The organism is Filimonas lacunae (genome assembly GCF_002355595.1).
In the GTDB taxonomy this organism is placed as follows: domain Bacteria; phylum Bacteroidota; class Bacteroidia; order Chitinophagales; family Chitinophagaceae; genus Filimonas; species Filimonas lacunae.
The window spans coordinates 5,374,836-5,394,644 of the sequence record NZ_AP017422.1 but is presented as its reverse complement, the minus strand read 5'-3'; the positions used below and the strand labels follow the sequence as shown (position 1 = coordinate 5,394,644).

The 19,809-nt window shown below is 44.3% G+C and carries 13 protein-coding genes; 4 read left to right on the top strand and 9 right to left on the bottom strand.

Annotated elements, in window-relative coordinates:
* Positions 1 to 14: 14 nt before the first annotated feature.
* The 3 genes from FLA_RS21225 (at position 15) to FLA_RS21215 (ending at position 3,351) form a co-directional block, all read left to right on the top strand.
* Positions 15 to 1,586 carry a PepSY domain-containing protein gene (locus FLA_RS21225; RefSeq protein WP_076382231.1) on the top strand — a complete coding sequence of 524 codons (1,572 nt, stop codon included), beginning with the start codon at positions 15 to 17 and terminating at the stop codon, positions 1,584 to 1,586.
* A 150-nt stretch (positions 1,587 to 1,736) separates the two neighbouring features.
* A complete protein-coding gene (locus FLA_RS21220) occupies positions 1,737 to 2,549 on the top strand; it encodes a polysaccharide deacetylase family protein (RefSeq protein WP_076382230.1) in 813 nt (270 codons plus the stop codon).
* Position 2,550: 1 nt separating this feature from the next.
* Positions 2,551 to 3,351, top strand: a complete 801-nt coding sequence (locus FLA_RS21215) for a glycosyltransferase (protein ID WP_076382229.1) — start codon at positions 2,551 to 2,553, stop codon at positions 3,349 to 3,351.
* Here the strand turns inward: FLA_RS21215 and FLA_RS21210 are convergent.
* From FLA_RS21210 to FLA_RS21180, 7 genes are all read right to left on the bottom strand, one after another.
* The gene (locus tag FLA_RS21210) at positions 3,339 to 4,100 is read right to left on the bottom strand and encodes a hypothetical protein (protein ID WP_076382228.1); all 762 of its coding nucleotides are present in this window, start codon (positions 4,098 to 4,100) and stop codon (positions 3,339 to 3,341) included. The genes FLA_RS21215 and FLA_RS21210 overlap by 13 nt on opposite strands.
* Positions 4,101 to 4,135: 35 nt before the next feature.
* Positions 4,136 to 5,038 (bottom strand): helix-turn-helix domain-containing protein, encoded by a 903-nt coding sequence (locus FLA_RS21205; protein WP_076382227.1) that lies wholly within the window; start codon positions 5,036 to 5,038, stop codon positions 4,136 to 4,138.
* 110 nt (positions 5,039 to 5,148) lie between these two features.
* Complete coding sequence (locus FLA_RS21200; RefSeq protein WP_076382226.1) at positions 5,149 to 7,056, bottom strand: AAA domain-containing protein; 1,908 nt, start codon at positions 7,054 to 7,056, stop codon at positions 5,149 to 5,151.
* A gap of 32 nt (positions 7,057 to 7,088) precedes the next feature.
* Positions 7,089 to 8,792: a tetratricopeptide repeat protein gene (locus FLA_RS21195; protein ID WP_076382225.1), complete on the bottom strand. Its 1,704-nt coding sequence runs from the start codon at positions 8,790 to 8,792 to the stop codon at positions 7,089 to 7,091.
* A gap of 112 nt (positions 8,793 to 8,904) precedes the next feature.
* Positions 8,905 to 10,737: an OmpA family protein gene (locus FLA_RS21190; protein ID WP_084206503.1), complete on the bottom strand. Its 1,833-nt coding sequence runs from the start codon at positions 10,735 to 10,737 to the stop codon at positions 8,905 to 8,907.
* Positions 10,738 to 10,767: 30 nt separating this feature from the next.
* Positions 10,768 to 11,778, bottom strand: a complete 1,011-nt coding sequence (locus tag FLA_RS21185) for a PorP/SprF family type IX secretion system membrane protein (protein WP_076382224.1) — start codon at positions 11,776 to 11,778, stop codon at positions 10,768 to 10,770.
* 98 nt (positions 11,779 to 11,876) lie between these two features.
* Positions 11,877 to 14,108, bottom strand: a complete 2,232-nt coding sequence (locus FLA_RS21180; RefSeq protein ID WP_144264168.1) for a T9SS type A sorting domain-containing protein — start codon at positions 14,106 to 14,108, stop codon at positions 11,877 to 11,879.
* Between the two features lie 223 nt (positions 14,109 to 14,331).
* Between FLA_RS21180 and FLA_RS21175 the strand changes: the two genes are divergently transcribed.
* Positions 14,332 to 16,338: a gliding motility-associated C-terminal domain-containing protein gene (locus FLA_RS21175; RefSeq protein WP_076382222.1), complete on the top strand. Its 2,007-nt coding sequence runs from the start codon at positions 14,332 to 14,334 to the stop codon at positions 16,336 to 16,338.
* Between the two features lie 71 nt (positions 16,339 to 16,409).
* On the opposite strand, the gene FLA_RS21170 is transcribed toward FLA_RS21175, so the two are convergent.
* Both FLA_RS21170 and FLA_RS21165 read right to left on the bottom strand, forming a co-directional pair.
* Positions 16,410 to 17,297, bottom strand: coding sequence for a class I SAM-dependent methyltransferase (locus tag FLA_RS21170; protein WP_096511225.1), 888 nt, complete (start codon positions 17,295 to 17,297; stop codon positions 16,410 to 16,412).
* A gap of 105 nt (positions 17,298 to 17,402) precedes the next feature.
* A complete protein-coding gene (locus tag FLA_RS21165) occupies positions 17,403 to 19,784 on the bottom strand; it encodes an ABC transporter permease (protein ID WP_076382220.1) in 2,382 nt (793 codons plus the stop codon).
* Positions 19,785 to 19,809: the final 25 nt, after the last annotated feature.

Genomic DNA, 19,809 nt, shown 5'->3' with positions numbered 1-19,809 from the left:
TATAATTGAATTACATGCTTAGGAAAAATATATACAAATGGCACCGGGTGTCTTCTCTTATCATAGCCATACCGGTGCTGTTGTGGGCGGTGAGTGGCTTTCTGCATCCTATTATGACCAATATCCGTCCACAGGTAGTCACACAGGGTATTGCACCTGCGGTAATAGATAGCGGTAAGGTAAAGGTGTCGTTGCAGGCGGCTTTGCAACAAAATAAAGTAGACAGTATTTATAGCTTCCGTTTCATTCATATTGATACCAACTGGTTTTACCAGGTGAAAACGGTGGTGGATGATGAGCTGCAGTATTACAGTGCCCTTACGGGCAAACGTTTAAAAAAGGGCGATGTGTTGTATGCGCAATACCTGGCCAGGCTTTTCCTGGAAGGGCCGCCGCATGCGCATGATTTGGGTAAGCACACACCGGCAACAGATGCACCGGCAACACATGACTGTTGCGATGCGGCCACTTCCTGTGTGCTGTATAACCCAACAGGGGCGGGCGTGGAAGACGTAACCCGCGTAACAGATTTTGATAAGGAGTATAAAAGCATTAACCGTTTACTGCCTGTGTACAAGGTAGCCTTTAACAGGGAAGATGGTATACGCATTTATGTAGAAACAGGTCAAAGCCGTTTTGCATTGGCGGTAGATAACAAGCGGGCTGCGTTTACACAATTCTTTACCCTGGTGCATACGTTTGGCTGGCTTAGCTTTTTAGGAGTGGGCAGGCTGTGGGTAGAAGCATTACTTTGTGCATTGGCGTTTATTACCACGTTAATGGGTTTGTATATCTTCTTTATCACTAAAACTAAAAAAGCGAATGGTAACAGCGTGGTAAAGGCAAGGCGTAATCACCGCTATACTGCCTTGGTAGCTTCTTTGTTCACACTGATGTTTACATTTAGCGGCGCATGGCATGCTTTGGATAAAGTGAACGGTGAAGTGGAAGAGGTGCACACGGCGTTGCCGGCAATTGCTGTAACAGCCATACATGATAGCTTACCGGCTTTGCAGGCAGTAGTGCAGCAACCTATCACTAACCTGGGTTTGGTACAGTTGCAAAATAAATGGTGCTGGCAGGTGTATACGGCTTCCAAAGGCAAGGCGCCTGCGGGAGGAAAAGACTTGATGAAAGAGATGAAAGCAGCACCAGCGCAGGTATGTTATGTAGATGCGGCCAGTTACCGGTTATATCCCCAGGCAGAGCAGCAGTATGCCAAAAGCCTGGCAGGCTATTTTACCGGTTACGATACTGCTGATATTACTTCTGTTACACTGGTTACTGCGTTTAACGAGGAATATAACTTTGCCGATAAACGCCTGCCGGTGTGGCGTGTGCAGTACAAACGAAATAAGGGGGAAAGGGTATATGTAGAAACGGGTTCGGCGGTACTGGCCAAGCAAATCACCGATAAAGACCTGTACCAGGGCTACAGTTTTGCTCTATTGCACAAGCATCATTTCATGGATTTTGCCGGCAAAGCCTGGCGTGATGCCAGTACCCTGTTCTGGGTGTTTGTACAAATTGTAATGGTAGTGATGGGGCTGGTATTGTATTTTCGATGGCGTAATAAAAAAAGATAATATGTGAAAGGCTTGCCATTGGGCAGGCCTTTTTTATGAGAAAACCATTAGGATTTTAACCGTCCTAAACACATTTTTAATCTGTTTCGTCCCTCTTATCGGCTAATTTTGCAGCTCAATTAATAACATTGTCATTAACAACGCTATAAATTGAAACATACTGTACCTGTACTGATGTATCACGCTATTTTACATGAGGAGGATGATACATCAGGTTATATACATATTTCATTGAATGCGTTCGAGCGCCAGATGCAATGGTTGGCGCAGCAAGGCTACCAAACTGTCACAGTTTCTGAACTGGGGCAGGGAGTGTCTGCCAGTGCGAAATGCGTGGCCATTACATTCGACGATGGGTACTACTCCCTTTACCAACTGGTTACGCCGGTATTACGGCGATATGGTTTCACGGCAACCCTGTTTCTTACCACGTTTCCGGTAGGTGCGTCTGGTTATGATGTATTGCCGCAACTGGAAAAATCATATCCGGTTGGCGACAGGCCTTTAACCTGGCAGGAGTTAACCGAAATGGAGCAATCGTGCTGGGATATTCAGGCGCATGGGCACAGGCACCTGGTGCATAATGCTTTGCCGGAAGAAGAGTTACACCGGGAGATAGAGGAGAGTAAGAGTTTAATTGAACAGCACCTGCATAAAGTGGTAACGTATTATGCCTTCCCGTATGGACGATATAATAACTTATGTCTGCAGTTGTGTAAACAGTTAGGGTTTGGCGCGGTTTTTACAGTACAACCAGGATTGGCGCCAGATGCTAACCAGCTTTTTGCACTACCAAGGGTGGAGATAAACAGGTGGGTGAATGATGAAGTGTTTGCTACTAAAATGCGTACCGGTTATAGCAACCGCAAACAGCAATGGAAGTGGGCTTTTGGAAAAATATTGTATCGGAATATCAGGTTGAAAGATGTCTTGAAAAGGATGTACGATAAAGTAAAAAAATAAAATGGCGAGCGAGATGATGTGCTATAAAAACATAACCTTACTGATTACACACTACAACAGAACAGTATCTTTAGAACGGTTATTACATTCTATACAACAACTGAATATTTTTTTTGCTGAAATCATAGTGTCTGATGATGGCAGCGATACCGGGCATATCAGGCTGTTACACGCTTTGCAGCAAAAATATCCTTTTCGTTTAATTACCACCGCTAAAAACCAGGGCTTAGGCGCCAATATCAATAAAGGACAACGTGCTGTTGTAACTCCCTATATCCTGTATGTGCAGGAAGATTTTGAAATAGCCCCATTGTTCATTACTACGTTAAAGGAAGCATATGACATTATGGAAACAGACACCGGGCTTGACCTGGTGCGTTTCTTTGCGCATTTCCGCTATCCTTATTTAAAGCCGTATAATAATAACTTTGAAGAGGTGGCTATTCCAGCATTGGCTACTGATTATAATAAGATATACTCCTATAGCGATACGCCGCATTTAAGACGTGCAACCTTTGAGCAAAAGTTTGGTCCTTACCGGGAAGATCTGGCTTCTGACAGGATGGAATACCGTATGTGTATTTCGTTTATCGTTAACGGAGGGCGTTGTATTATCAGCAATTATTTCAGTTCGCTGTTCATTCACGATAACCTGGCAGTAGAACCCAGCACGGCAGTAAGGCCACCACGCCAGCGCAGCAGGGCTATGATAATAGCTGTTGCCCGCTTCTGGTTCAGGCAGCTGCGTTACAACTGGGATTTGATACGTACGCCTAAAAATGCCCGTGCTTACGAGGCATAATTAAATTGTATGTCAATTTTACGTGCCGTCAATTGCTCCCACTGTGCAGTTGCTTTCAGGTTGGCTATACGGGTAATGAAATCATCCAGCACAAACTTTTCAAAATCGCCTATTGTGGGCATGCCTGGTACCAGGTGAATATTAATTTTGCCACTAAAGCCTGCATCCTGCTGACCAATCAATTGTTTGCAGGCCTGCAACAGGGTATAGGTAAGGTAACTGGCATTTACATGCCCTGCATACATCACTTCCCGCGTAAGTCCATCCGCTTCGGTAACTGTTTGGGTGGCTATGTTGGCGGGTTGCAGTTGATAGGGGATAGGTGTTTGCCCTACATACACAGGTAAAGGCACTTTATTGCTAAACAGCACGGGTTTGCCCACCCGCTTAAAAAGCTGGCCGCTTTCAATGCCCAGTATCTTTTGACCTATCATTACGCCTAAGGTGGCGCTATTATCAAATCCTTTTATCAGAATGATATCCTGGTCTTCTTCCAGTCCGTTTTGTATGCGGGCTTCCACGCACATTAATGCCTGTTCAAACGGATACAACAATTGCTGTAAGGCTTCGTCAAATAAAGCATCGGGTTTGTCGCCAATCACTTCTCTTACCTCGCTTATTTTGCCGCCGTTAAAAAACAGCATAAAAGGCAGTAAGGGTTTGGGTGATTGATGACGCAGCCATACTGCATAATCAACGCCTGCATATAAAGCGGCTTCCAGTTCTTTGTTTTCGCTTAAAACATCCATGTGCTACACAAATAAGAGCCGCAAATATAGGGCACTTATGCGGCCCTGTATGCAGAAGGCGTGAGTGCTACCTGCTTTTTGAAGAAATTATTGAAATGTGCAGGCTCTTCAAACCCCAGGCAATAGCTTATTTCGGATATGTTCCAGCTGGTATGTTTCAGTAATGCCTTTGCTTCGCTAACCAGCCGTTCAAAAATATGCTCGGTAGTGGTTTTGCCCGTAGTTTCTTTAATGGCTCTATTCAGGTGGTTTACATGCACCGACAGTTCTTTGGCAAAATCGTTGGCCGAACGGAACAGAAAACGCTGGTTGGGCGATTCAATGGGAAACTGACGTTCCAGTAGTTCGGAAAAGATAGTGGCTATGCGTGATTTGGCATCCGGATGTTTGTATAAGGTTTCAGTAGGTTGCATTTTCAACGCATAGTGTATGGTTTCGGTAACATAGTTCCTTATCAGGTCATACTTGTATACATAGTCCGAATTAATCTCGGTCAGCATTTTTTCAAACACCTCCGACACTTCTTTATCCTGCTGTTCGTTTAAAAAATACACGGGTTTGGCTCCTGGGGCAAACATGGGGAAGTCGTTAATGCTGCCACGCAGTTTTTCTGTAAAAAAGGCTTCTTTAAAAATGCAGAAGAAGCCGGTATTGTCCGGGTTGTGACACTCAAATTTGTAAGGCACGTTGGGATTAAAGAACATCAGCGAAGTACCGCTTATTTCCAGGCTTTTATCTGCATAATGGCAAATGTTATTGCCGCGTATCAGGCTTATTTTGTAAAAGTCGCGGCGACTGTATCGCACCGGCTCCCGGTGGGGGCCGTTAAAGTCTTCCATCCTGAACACATTAAAATGGCCCATATCCTGTTTCAGGTTGTCGGGTAACCAGTTCATTTTCCGCTGGTAAAAGTCTTCTAATGTTTCTAGTTTTTCCATTGGTGAAAATTGATAGCTCCACAATACAAATACCCGACAAAATTACTACTCTACCGGGAAATGTGCTTGCAGCTATCAATCTCAAACTTGCAAAATTCAAACAATTTTGCCTACAGGTCCATAAACTCCCAGGCGCTCTGGTAGGCGTTCTTTTCCTCGGCGTAGGCTATAAAATCGGCATAAAAAGCCAAATTGCTCAAAGTGCCGCTGTCGCCAATCACTACCAGTTTTTTGCGTGCCCGCGTCATGGCCACGTTCATACGCCGGATATCAGATAGAAAACCGATTTTGTTTTCGGTATTGCTACGTGTTAAGCTGATATACACAATATCCCTTTCCTGCCCCTGAAAACTGTCAATGGTATTGACGGTAATATATTCCGCATAAGGCTGCAGTTCGGGTGAGTGCAGCAGTTGCTCTTTCAGCAGCTGCACCTGTTGTTTGTAAGGCGAAATCACTGCTATGCTTGGGAAGTGACCGTTGGTATAATGGCCCTGTAAACCTGTAACAAATTGTGTTAAGTGTTTAAACAGGAAGGCGGCTTCTTCGGGGTTGGTGGTGCTGGTGCCTTCTATTTTTTCGTCAAAGCCACAACCTGATGTATCTACAAAGTTAAGCGCGGTATCTGCATCGTGCAGCAGGTGTTGTGCTACAGAGGTGTGTGCTTTTAACCGGCCTTCATAAAACACCTGCGAGCTGTAGCCCATAATGTTTTCATTCATCCGGTATTGCTCTTCCAGCAGGGTTACTGCTTCCGGGTGCAGGGCGGTACATTTTTCCAGCAGGGTAGTGCTTAAGCCATTGCGGGCTGCTTCAGACGATTTTACGGTAGGCGGCAGCTGACAATGATCTCCCGCCAGTACCACCTTTTTGGCTTTTAATATAGGAATCCAGCAGGCTGGCTCTAATGCTTGCCCGGCTTCGTCTATTACTACAGTATGGTATTTCAGGTGGCGCACGGTGTAGTGGTTAGAACCCACTAATGTGGCAGTAATTACCTGTGCTTTGGAAATAAGGTCGTTCACAATGTATTGTTCCGTGGATTCTACCGACTTCATAATATTACGGGCTTCGGTAAACAATGCCTGGCGTTGTTCCCGCTCCGCTTTACCAAAATTGCGCTTGTATTTATGTGCCATATCCCTGAACTCACTGGCCTGCCTTTTCAGTTTTTTAATTTCCTTCATGCTGTTGTGTTCGGAAGCCTTGCTGTCCAGTGTTAACGACATCAGCCTGTCCGATACTTTGGCGGGGTTGCCTACACGCAGCACATTCAATCCTTCGTCTGACAGCTTTTCGGTAAGCAGGTCTACTGCTGTGTTGCTGGGGGCCACTACCAGAATTTGTTTATGATCCTGTTTCCATAACGCTTTAATAGCCTGCACCAGGGTAGTGGTTTTACCGGTGCCGGGAGGGCCGTGCACAATAGCCAGTTCGTTCGCGTTCAATATTTTGTTCACCGCCTCTTGTTGCGATGCATTGAGAGAGGGAATGGTATAATGCGGAATATCTGTATGAAAGGTAGGCTGTTTAGCGCCGGTCAATATCTGAATCAACCGGCCTTCTTCCGGCTTCTCCTGTAAGGTGGTAGCCAGTTTCAGGGCGTTTTGCATTTCATCATAGCTGTTGTCATCAAACAACAGGTCTATGCCCAGCTTGCCATCACTGCTCCAATCGGGCAGCTCATCTGTGCGCAGGGTTATTTTAAGGGTGTTGCGGCTTTGATAAGTAATAGTGCCTTCTACCCGGTTGTTTTTGGCGTCGTGGTTGGAAAACAATACGGCAGATACGCCAAAGCGAAGCTGATGGGCTACATCCTGGTGCGTAGTCCTTTCTACTTCTACCGTAAGGTAATCTCCCCGGCTCATTTCCGAACCCCTTATGGCAATAGGGTACCAGCAGAGTCCATTGGCCCTGCGTTCGGCTACAGAGGATGTTTCGGTTAGTTCCTGGTAGGCTTTTCTATCCTCTTCCCGTTCCGTTTTCAGTAAATCCAGCAGCTTCTTAAAATAATCCATCCGGCAAAGGTAACTGATGCCGCTGTTTTTTTCTATATGGTCACTACCAGGCCTTCCAGGTCCATTTCTTCCGGAAGGTTCACTTTTTTACGAATGCGCTGCCGGGTTTTTTTGATGGTGTCGGGCGATACGCCCAGCATTTCGGCCATCTCTTTTTTGGAAAGGTTAAGCTTCATCAACGCCAGCAGCCGTACTTCCGATTGGGTGAGTGCGGGAAACTTACGTTTCAGCGAATCGAAAAAGCCTTTCTGCACTTTCTCAAACAAATGCCTGAACTCGTTCCAGTGCTCTTCTGTTACAATAGTGTATTTTTTCAGCTTGTCCGAAATCTCTTCTTTCTCCTTCAACATATACCGGTAGTCGGGCATGGCATGCAGGCTTTCAATCTCTTTTTTAAATTTTTCAATCAGGTCGTTTTTTTCCTGCAGGCTTTCCAGGTAAAAGTTGAGCTGGTACACCGCGTTGTTCAACAGCTCTTTGTTCTTCTTCTGTTTTAACTGTTGGCGGAATATGAGTTGCGCAGCTACCAGCAGCAATAGCATAATCACTACAATAATAAAATTGCGTATCAGCACCGCTTTTCCTTTCTCACTTTCCATCAGCTTTAACTCGGTTAAATACTTGTCTACCTCCATGTTCTTTTCTATCTGTGCCAGCAGTATCACATCCTTCCTGTTGGTAACCCTGTTCTGTAATATCCGGGCAGAGTCGAGGTATACGGTGGCGCATTCAAATTGTTTCAGTTGTTTACAAAGCCGGGCTTTGGCTATGGTATACAAGAGCATCATTTTGTCATCGCCAATTTCATTGACCATTTGCAATGCTTTTTGTAAGGCTTCATCTGCTGCATGTGTGTTGCCCTGGTTCAGGTATATTTCAGCCAATACGCATAAGGTGTTGCCTGCACTGATGGTTTCTTTATTCTTTACGCTCAGGTCGTAGTCATTGAGCAGCAAAGGCATGGCTTCGTCAAACTTTTTCAGTTTGTAGTAGATCATGCCCAGGTTGCCCGATGCAATGCCTACCCAGGCGCTGTGTTTAAGCTTATGCGCCAGCTCAATGGCTTTCTGAAAGCAGATGGCTGCCGAATCGTTATTGCTCATCGACCGGTAGGTAAGGCCCAGGGTATTATACGTTTCAATGGTGCGCACGGTGTAGGTGTTGGTATAATACAGCGCTTCCTGTAAGTGTTGTTTGGCTTTAGGATAGTTGCCAAAATCGTAATACACCAAACCAAGGTCGTATAAATAGCGGCAACTGTTGGGGTATCTGCCGTAGCCAATACTGTATTGGATAATACCGTTGGCTTTGAATAAATTTTCAAATGCCTGGGCAAATTTATTTTGCCTGTACAGTAGCAGGCCGGTGTTGTGATATACTTCGGCAGTAAGTTCCTGGTGGTGGTATTGTAAAGCTAAAGCCAGCGCTGCTTCAAAATGTAGCAAGGCTGGCAGTAATGTGTCGCGGTAACGTTCTTTATAATAAATGCCCAGTGCTTCTGTAAAATAAATCTGTAATCCTTCGTCCTGTATTTTATCTGCCTTGCTTTTCAAATCTTTCATCGCTGCAATGGCAGCGGTGGAGTCAAGGTGAATGATCTGGTTTTCGAAAATGTCTTTTGCAGTGTTTAATCTTTGTTCTCCACTAGGTTGCTCAAAAATTTTCTGGTACTGCTGACAGTATCCTACAGTACCGAAAACCCATAAAAAAATGAAAAGGTGTAAATGTTTTGCCATCTGTTTTCCATTTATGTGCTTTGGGGGAATAGGGGGGCCAGGCCCCTGTTACCAGGGGCGGGATGGCCAATCTAAAACAGGCAGCAGGGTTCATATGTATCTTGCCGTGGTGCTACTTAACGCCGGATACTTTGAATTCTACTCTGCGATTTAATTTTCTACCGGCAGGATTGTCTTGCCCGTCTGGCGTAAACTCTTTTTCAGCCGGACAGCATTCTCCATAGGCTTTTATAGTTAACCGGTCAGCATTGATATGTTTTTGTTGAACTAAATATTGGTAACATGCTTCTGCTCTTTTTTGCGAAAGGGCAATGTTATATTCTTCTGTGCCTTTACCATCTGCATAGCCTGCTATTTCAATGGTGAGCGCAGGCGCTTTAGCCAGCACAGTTACCAGCGAGTCCAGCAAGGTGTAGGCGGCAGGAATTAATATGCTTTCATCAAACTCGAAATATATTTTTATTTCTACAGGTTTGGCTGGTGGGTCGTTCACTACTACACTGGTAACCGGTGGGGTAGTAGCTGTGTCTGGTTTTTCCACGGGCGGTACTGTTACCACTACAGCAGGTGGTGGTGGCGGTGGTACGGTGTTAATGGCATACAGCTCCAGGCAGCAGGTAGAAGAACGGTCAGAGCTTAGCCACGCTTCTTTTAACAGTGTATCGCTTCCTGCACTGGCAAAATAAATATCATCCTTAATGGAGTTTACCGGATAACCCATGTTTTCAGGAGCCGTCCATTTACCGGAAGTGATATTGCCATTAGTGATATACAGATCGTAACCTCCCATGCCCGTTCTGCTGTCTGATGCAAAAACCAGCGAAGCAGATGGCTGATGATAAAAAGGAGCCTGCTCATTACCAGTGGTGTTGATTTGCCGACCTGCATTGTTAGCCTTTTTGTGGCCGGTAAGTGGAGTGTACCAGATATCAAAGCCACCAGCGCCACCGGGCCGGTCCGATGCAAATAGCAGGTATTTACCATCCGGTGTAATACAAGGTTGCTGTGTGTTATAGCCTTCTATATTTAACAGGCTGTCGGCCTTAGGTTCACTCCAGCTGCCATTTGCAGTTAACTCGCTGGTGAATAGAGAAGAGATGTTTTTGTTCTCAGCATTTTTTTGCCAGCGGGTAAGGTACATTTTTTTACCATCGGGAGTAATGGAAGCCACACCCTGCTCCCAGCTGTCTTGCTCTGGAATTCCAGCTTTTTCGGTACCGCTGCTGTCTTTGCTAAACTTGTACAGGTTGTTGAAATACGGGGCATCTTTTCCCTTGCCGGCAGTGTCGCGTCGTGTGCTGGTAAAATACACTGTGTTGCCACTTACTGCCGGGGCGTAGTTGGCAAATCCCTTCGGATTCACTGTGCTGTTGAGTTTTTGTATAGCGTAAGTGATGCTGTCTTTTTTTGCCAGCTGTGCTTTGATAAAAGAAAGGTTAGCTAATTCTTTACGTGCGCTTTGTGAATAAGCGTCTGTTTGACCATACGTTTTTGAAAACTGTGTCAATGCTTTTTCCGCTTCGGTATACTTACCATTGGCGCGCAGGATTATGCCATACCAGTACAAAGCCAGTGGATAGTTATTGTTACTGTTATTAACTGCTGTTTTTGCATACCACTTTTCGGCGTGCTCATAATCGTTCAGCTGACGGTAGCTTTCTGCCAGTTGATATACTGCCTGTAATTTGTTTTTGCTATAGGTTTCTTCTTCGTTAGATTTATCGCCTTGCTTTTGAATCACATAAGGATTTTGCCGGGCGCTTTTGGTTTTGCCGCTGCTATCCAGGAACAGCTCGTAATATTTAGCAGAAGAATAGTAGTCGTGGCCGGCATAAAAAAGCGCTGCTGTGCGCGCATAGTCTTCTTTATACTGTCCCAGGCTTATAAAAGGCAATGCCATCATGCCGGGAAGCAATAAAGCTGTAATATGGTATCGTTTTATCATTGTATACTTCGTTGGGTGTCAGGTAAAGGTTTACAGGCGCGGACAGGTGAAGTAAGCCCGGCTCAGTTTTTTGTTTTTAGGTGCGATGAAGGATAGGGCAACTTCAAAATTGCCTGCTTTGGTGGTGCCTGCTATGCTGCCCAGGTCGGAGGTGTTTACATCGTAACTGGCCGATAAGGTAAAGCCATTGTAAAACACGCCTACGTAAGGCGCTGCGGCATCTTTAAACCGGTAGTTGGCGCCTACCAGTAAATCGGTAACATCATTTACCATAATCTGCAGGTACCCGCCTGCCATTTTTTCCTCTGCATTACCTTGTTTCATATACAACAGGTTAGGTACAGCAGTGAGTGTTTCGGACAGGAAAATTTTGGCGCCACCATGTATGGTGTAACGAATGGGGAGTTTGGTTTTAAAACCTTCTCCTAAAAACGGATCTTGTGGCTGGTTCAGGTGAAAGGCAGAGAAGCCGCCAAAGAAATTCACCTTTTTATCGGGTGCACTATCGTAATACACTACTCCGGCACCCATATCTGCCGCCATGGCTGATGTTTTGGTAAGCGTTTCGTTGCCGGGCAAGGTTGGGTCGTAGCCAGTACCATTCCATTGGCTGCCATAGTTAAATTTGGCAGGGTTGAATTTACGGTTGATAACACCGCCTGATAAACCTATGGAAATAATCTGCTCCCCATTTTGTCCAAACCGGATTCCGTTATAGGCTACCGATAAATAACCGTTCAGGTAGTTGTAGCCACCACTACCCGCTGTCTGGTTCATAACGTTCATGCCCAGGCTTAGATTTTTGCCTGTGTTCACATCTGCCGAAATGCCTGGTGTAGAAAATGCATTGCTAATGCCCGACCATTGGTTGCGGTAAATACCTGTAATGCGATAGTCGCCATCAAATGCACCCGTTAACCCCGGATTTAACCAACCGGGGTATATATAATATTGGGTGAAATGGGGATCTACCTGTGCTTTTACCTCCTGGTTGGCTACCCAAAGCAACAGCGCTGCCGTAACTGCTGAAATTTTTCTCATAAAAGTTCTGGTATATGTGTTATTTGTTTTTCGTAGTGCTTACAAGTTGCATCATCTATTGTGTATGGCCTTGTTTCAGGGGGGACAATATGGTGACATTATTTAATAAGCTTCCTGGTTATCTTTTGATTACCAATATTCACCACTAATAAATACATGCCCGATGCCAGCCTGCTTACATTATCTATGCTAACGGGTGTGTAGCCTGGTTGAAAAGTTTGCTGATTGCGGTAAAGTAAACGGCCGCTGATATCGAACAACTGTATGTTAGCAGATGCGGTTTGTGATGTAGTAATGCCAAACTGGATAATGTTGGTGAAAGGATTGGGTTTTACATCGGTAATTTGTGCATCGCCGGAATTTATTACCGGGATAAGTGGTACTATGTTACTATATTTATAATTACCATCTTTATACAGCAGTTTTACTCTGTAATAATAGATGGAAGCATTTATGGCAGGCTGGTGTGTGGCAGTGTAAGTATTTGTTACGCTGCTGTTACCTTTTGCCGGTATGGTTGCAACTGTAACAAAGCCGGTGTCGTGAGTAGAAAATTGTAATTCAAAATTGCTTGTGTTGGTTTCTGTGCTGGTTTCCCAGTGTAGTTGATTTGTGCTGCCTTCATTTTCTCCTGTAAGCCATAGCAGAGAAGCCGGTAGTGTAGATGCTACTCTGAAATATTGCGTATAGCCACATCCAAAATCGGCGGCAAGTGTTGCAGGGTATGCCGGCAATCCGTTAGTTAATGGCAGATAGCTACCTGCACTGTTGGCTGCATATAAGTAGCCTTTGCCTGCGCTGGTATTGGCCCACCAGTATAAGCCGTCACAACCATTATCTGTTACTACCAGTTTATAACAGCCATCGGCCAGGTTTTTAATCTCGTCGGTGTAGGTAGTATTAGCGGCAACAGGTGAACGTGCTGCTATCACTGTTCCAAACGAATTCTCTATACGCCAATTCGTTTCTGTTGCTTTGCTGTTAGTTTTTAATACTACTTTAAATTGCTCCGGCCAATCAGGTGTAGTTACAAACGCGCTTTGTATCGTATTGTTAATAGCATAGCCATCAGTAGCTCCGTTCACTTTAATAATATGTGCTACAAATTTGCTGGTGTTGCCACCGGCAATTGTTTGCAGCGCTTGTAATGTTTGTAAAGTAAGCGTGGTGTCTTGTAGTGAAGTCAGTGTTAAGTTGCTGATAGTATCCGTTGTTAGTGGATAATTTTCTACACCATATTCAATGATAATGCTGTTGATGGTTGCTGAGCCGTTGTTTCGGATCACTACTACAGGATTGCTACAGATGGGATTGGCTCTGAAATCGCCTTCATAATCAGAAGGAGCCACCACGCGTTCTAAGGAAGCATCTGTAGTATAATTATAAGCGCCATAAAAAAACAAACCTGTTTCGGTTATATAAGAAGCGCCTCCGTTGCCTGAATACGATTGAAAGTTAATATCTATGGGAAGAATGCTGCCAGGTGTTGCCACTGTAATAGGGTGTATGTTAGGGTATATGAGTTCGCCCGGACACCAGTTGGCTCTGTTATATACCCAGGTGCCCGACTGTGGATACAAATCGTTGCTGCCACAGTTGTCTTTCCAAATATACTTGCGTGCCAGTAAATTATTGGCGGCATATACATCATAATATTTACTACAGAATTCTGAACAGTAGTTTTCATCGCTGCCATGACCGGTTACTGTAAATTTAATAGCAGCCTGTTGGGTGCCTGCCGGTACGGTTACGTTTTGTGCAGCGAAATGATTTTCTATCGGATCGCCTGCTTTACCATAAGCAAAAGCACCGCTCCATAAGCGTTTAATGCCAGTTACGTTGCGTGGCGGTGTGCCTTCGATAAACGCAAAGCGAATACTGCCCGTAAAACCTCCGGAATAGTTGTGATAACTTAAACGGATGGCCGCATTGTTTTTTAAAACGGGGTAAAAATCGGTAACGTCAAAATAATAGCGCTGCTTCCAGCTCCAGGGCGTGCGTGGATAGCTGGCATTGGCATAAGGTGTAATTAAACGTGATAGCTCAAAAGTATCTGTTGGGGTCATCAGATAATTTTGTACGGTATAATCCCAATCGCCGCAATATTGTTCAGTAGTGCCACACTGATACTTGCCCAGCGTAAACTCCATAATTATTTTCCGGTAACTGGTATTGCCATTCGGGAAAATAACATTCACATCAAAGTCGTTGTAATAATCCAGTTGTGTGTTATTGTGAGCTTGTATCCAGGTAGTGTCCCCTGGTGCTGCATAGGTTTTACACAACGTAACTAATAATAGAACTAATAAAGTAAGTCGGGGTTGTAACACAGTCTTGATTTTGCAGTTAATAATGGATGTATGTGATCAGCGGTCCGCTACTTATAAAAATAGAATCAGGTAAGAGATAACGATTGTATTTCAAGGGACAAAAATTGGACAAATGCGTTGTCCCTTTTTTGTCCCCTGAGTAAAATGGGAAGGGTAAGCAGGCTTGTATACTTTCAGTTTATCATATTGATTCAGGAAATATTTTAAACTATACAGGTCATTTATGAAAAACTGCTTATCGGGATTACTCTTTTTATTATTGTCGGCGTATGCCTCGGGGCAAACTTTTTCGCCTATTGCTGTCACAGGCTTTAATCATGATGTTATTGCGGAAGGTACAGGTAGTAGCAGTCTTACTACTACTACCAAAGAAATGGATGCTATTTCTATATCCAATAATGTTATTTGTACCAAGCAATTTGCTGCTGCCAATGGTGGGCCCACCTGGTTTGGTATTCCTAACGACGGTTTAATTGCCAATGGTACCAGAACCTGGCAACTGGCTGGTTATACAGGTAATAATACCTTAAGCCTGCTTACTCAGGAAAGTGGTACGCTGGCATTAACCACTCCGGATATTTATGGTAGAATTACATTACTGGCCACTTCTACTGAGGGAAACAGTACGCTTACCGTTACTTTTAACTTTGATGATGGAACTACTACTCAGTTTACCAGCCAGGTTTTTTCTGACTGGTTTAATATTACTACTAACGTGGCTATAGCGGGTTATGGGCGTGTGAAAAGACAAAATGGCCCGTTTGCTGCCGGTGATTGGGATGGCAGTTCTACCAACCCGCGTATGTATTTTAAAGATTATTTGCTTCCCTGTTTTAAAAAACTGGTATCTATAAGCTTTAAAAATAATTCTTCTACTATTGCAGGAAGCGGTAGCTTTCGTACTTATATATTTGCTGTGGGTGGTTTAAAATCACCGGTACCTACCAAACCTGTTGCTGCTGATGTTTCTTTATGCGCGGTAGGGCCGGCTACATTAACGGTATCCAATACTTCTTCCGACTTTACCTATGGTTGGTCTACACTGGCGGGAGCCACATTGGCTACCTCTGCTACCGGCACCTTTACTACGGGAACGGTAACCAGCGATTCTACTTTTTATGTTGGGGGCATCAATAATATTGGATGTGTGGGTGAACGTACACCAGTGAAAGTAATTATATTACCGAAGGTTCCTTCTCCTAAAACAGATACGGCCAAGTTGTGCGGTGCTTCTACTGCTACTATAACGGTCACAGATCCTAATAGTGCACTTACTTATAATTGGTTCAGCAGTGCTGCCGGTGGAACGGTTATAGGCACGGGTACCAGTTTTACGTCCGGAACAGTTTCGTCAGATTCGGCTTTTTATGTAGTAGCAGTAAGCAGTGCCAATTGTGCCAGTGAGGTAACTCAGGCCAAAGTAATTTTTGTAAACCCGCCTTCGCCGCCGGTGGTGGATGATATCAATGTATGTCCGGGCAGTTCGGCAACATTAACTGTAGACAATGCACAAAGCGGAATTGTGTATGAATGGTTTGATGCGGCTACCGGCGGCACTTCTTTAGGCACGGGTACCAGTTATACTTTTCCTTACAGCAGCGGTGCTACCACTTATTATGTATCGGCCAGCACCAACAGCTCATGTGTGAGCACCCGTACAGCAGTGACGGCTACTGCTTTAACTGCTATTGCCAAACCTGTGGTAACCGCTACTTCTATTGGTATTGATGAGGTTACTTTTACCTGGGGCTTAGTGTCTGGCGCTATTGGTTATGAAGTGTCGGTAGATGGTGGTGCGTATCAAACGCCCAGCTCCGGATCGGGAGCCAATGCTACCACGCATACGGTAAAAGTTACCGGGTCGCAGCAGGCTACGGTTTCTATCTCTGTTATTGCGTTGGGTCAGCAGGAATGTCAGAACAGTGCGCCTGGCCTGGCTAGTGCCAAATTGCTGGCTAAAGAGGTGTATGTGCCCAATGCCTTTACGCCTAACGGCGATGGTAAGAACGATGAGTTTAAAGTGTATGGTAATGGAATAGCCACTATACAACTGAAAATATTTAATCAGTGGGGCGAACTGGTGTTTACTACTTCCGATGTAAACAAGGCCTGGGACGGCACCTTCAATGGAAAGCAGCAACCTGTAGGGGTATATATTTATGCAGTAAAACTAGTTTTAACAACAGGGGAAGAGGTTGTTAGAAAAGGTGATATCAACCTCGTTAGGTAAGGGGTTATGGTATCATGTATAGAGAGGGCAGCGGTAATGCTGCTCTCTTTTTTTCTTATCCTATGTTAAGTTTAAGGGATAGGTTTTAAGCGCCACGTGGTTTGCAGTCTTCCTGCTTTCTGTAGTTTTAATAATTGTGCTTCTGTAGCATGTTGTTGTAACCAGGGCATGCTGCTTAATTGTGAAATATCTGTACGTGCTTCTTTGTCAATTTCAAAACCTACCTTGTTAAAAAAGAGTTCTGCTTCTTCAAAGCTGTCAAACATTTTTTCGGTAATGCGGTGTTCTTCAAAAAAGTTGTTCAATTGATCATCCAGTTGTTTGCTTACACGCTCGTGTTTGTTCTTAATATAAATATCACCGGTGATCCAGTAACCGCCGCGTTTTTGCAATATGCTGCGTATAATCTGGCAAAGGTGTTCTTTTTCGTGATTGTCCAGATACATTAACAATCCTTCATTTACAAAGTTAACAGGGCCGGTGTGAAAATGGGAGCTGGTATATTGTACCTGCTGCTGGTCTAAAGCATTCATTGATACAATTTCTAAACGGCTGCCAGGGGCAGGTGAAGTAGTTTGTAAGGCGGGTATCAGTGATTTTTTTAGTGTAATGATACCAGGCAGGTCGGTATCTATATAATGAATGCCGGGCTTTTGTAATGCTTCCAGGCCACGGAACGAAAAGCCGGAGCATATTTCCAGTATGTTATGAACGGAGGTTTCCCATAATAACTGATTAATATTTTTATACCTTTTTTCAAAGTGCAGCACTCTTGCCCAAAACTTGAAATCAGGATTGGCATAATCCGGCTCAAACCTGTTGGGATATAATAACAGGGAAGCGGCTTCCCTGGCAAAGGGAACATCTGTATGTCCTTTCATTAACAACAAAGCCCTCGCAGAGGGGCTTATAGTGCTGTAATCGCGTGGGTTGGTGTGGTGCAGATCGGTTTCATTCATATGGTTACTTATTATAGTATAATTTATAAAAAATAAAGCGTAAAAAAGCAAAAACCTTCTCTGCTTTTTTACGCTTTATTCTGCTTTGTAACAGCGTTTATCTGATTATTCCGATTTCAGGCTTTTTACCGGGTTGGCAAGTGCTGCTTTAATACTCTGGTAACTTACCGTTAACAAACTGGTAACCATAGCGCAGATGCCTGCCAGTAAAAATATCCACCAAGGGATGTTGGTGCGATACTCATAATTACTTAACCATTGCTGCATGCCGGTGTAGGCAATGGGAACAGCGATGAAAAAGGCTATTAACACTAATAACATAAAGTCTTTGGATAACAGCTGCCATAAGTTGATAACTGATGCTCCTAATGTTTTGCGAATCCCTATTTCTTTAGTACGTTGCTCGGTAACAAAAGCGGCCATACCAAATAAGCCCAGGCTACTGATGAATATTGCCAGTATGGCAAAAAAGCCGGCAAGTTTTCCTATACGTTCTTCGCTGTTAAACTTCGCTGCAAAGTCTTCGTCCACAAACTGGTAACGGAAAGGTGTGCTGGGAATAAACTGTTTAAACACGGCTTCGGTGCGTGTCAACGCTTCTTTTACCGGCAATGCTGCGTTGAGCCGAAGGTTTAAATAGGCCACATCACGATCATCTATATAAAAAATAGTTTGTTTAACAGGCGAATAAGGAGATTGCATCAGCAGGTTTTTTACTACGCCTATTACCTGTATTTTTTGTTTGCCCCAGCGTAAAATGCTGCCTACAGGATTTTTCAATCCCATATATTCTACGGCTGCTTCGTTGATGATAACAGACATAGAATCACTGCTAAACTGTGAAGAAAAATCACGGCCTTCTTTGATTTGCCAGCCTACTGTTTTACCAAATTCGTGCGACACATTAATAGTGCCTATATCGCTGGTCATACCGGGTGCTTTGCCTTCCCATTCAAGGCTGCTGCTGTTGCTGTGTAGCCCTGTAACAGGACTTCCGGAAGTAGCTACTGCTGTTACTGCCCCGGTTTTCAGTAACTCGTTGCGTATAGTCAGGAAATGGGTGGTTAATTCACGTGTTTCGGCTTCTATAGAAATCAGGTTGGCATTATTGTAGCCGGTAGGCCGGCTTTTGGCAAATTCTATCTGCTTAAAAACGACTACAGTACCTGTTATTAATATCACAGAAACCGTAAACTGCAACACTACCAGCACCTGACGGGGCAGTGCTGCTTTCCAGCCTGTTTTGTATGTGCCTTTTAAAACTTTTACGGGTTGAAAAGAGGAAAGATATAGAGCTGGATAGCTGCCGGCAATAAATCCGGTGATCATACCCATAACCGCCAGTGTAAGCCAGCACCAGCCATTGAGCCAGGGTAGTTGTATTTGTTTATCGGCAACCCTGTTAAAAGCAGGTAAAGCTAACCACACCAATAATATTGAAACGGATAATGCAAGAAACACCGTTAACATCGATTCACAAAAGAACTGGATAATCAATTGCGATCGTAAGGAGCCAACGGCTTTGCGAATGCCTATCTCCTTACACCTTTTTTCGCTGCGTGCGGTGCTCAGGTTCATAAAGTTGATGCAGGCCAGTAATAATACAAAAAGACCAATGCCGCCAAACAGCCATACAAACTGTATGCGGCCACCGATGTTTACTCCGTTTTTAAATTCTCCATATAAATGCCAGCGATTCATGGGGTGTAGCAATATCACCGGTTTAAAGCTGGCCATATCCTTGTCCACCACTTTTAACTTAGCGTCTTTTACATGTTGTGCAGATTGCTGGTAATTGATATTGTTCTGTAGCTGTGCAAATAGCTGGAAAGAATTGTTGCCCCAATCGGTGTAACAACGTTTAACCCAGGGGTCGGCAGCATACAGTTGCCAGGTAGCAATGAATTGCAGGTTGCGGAAGGTTGTGTTGTAGGGTAAATCTTCATACACGCCTGTTACTTTTAATACATCCTGATTATCGAGCTTCAGGGTTTTACCTAAAGCGGATGTATTGCCAAAGAGTGCTTTGGCCGTAGCTTGCGACAGAAACACCGCGCTGGGATCGCGCAGGTCGTTTGAGCTACCTGCCAGCATATGCAGCCCAAGCAATGCCGGGGCATCTACATCCATATAGTTACCTGTTTGGGATATGGTGTTATTGCCATTACTGAGTACATGGTGATTGTTCCAGGAAGAAAGGACAAGGTATTTAAAATCGCTGCCATAACTTTTACGAAGTTCTGCATCCAATGGAATAGGAATAGCTTCTCCGGTAAGCGTTTTGCCTGCAAAGGTTTGAGTTTGCATTACCTGCACAATTTTATCGTGCTGTTGATGGTAATGGTTAAAAGAAAGTTCGTCCCATATCCATAAACTGATTAAAACAGCCACGGCTAAACCCGCAGCCAAACCAGCTATATTAATGAACGAGGCCGCTTTGCTTTTGGCCAGGTTGCGCCAGGCTATTAATAGGTAATTTCTAAACATAAGGTGCTGTGTTTTTAAAAACAGT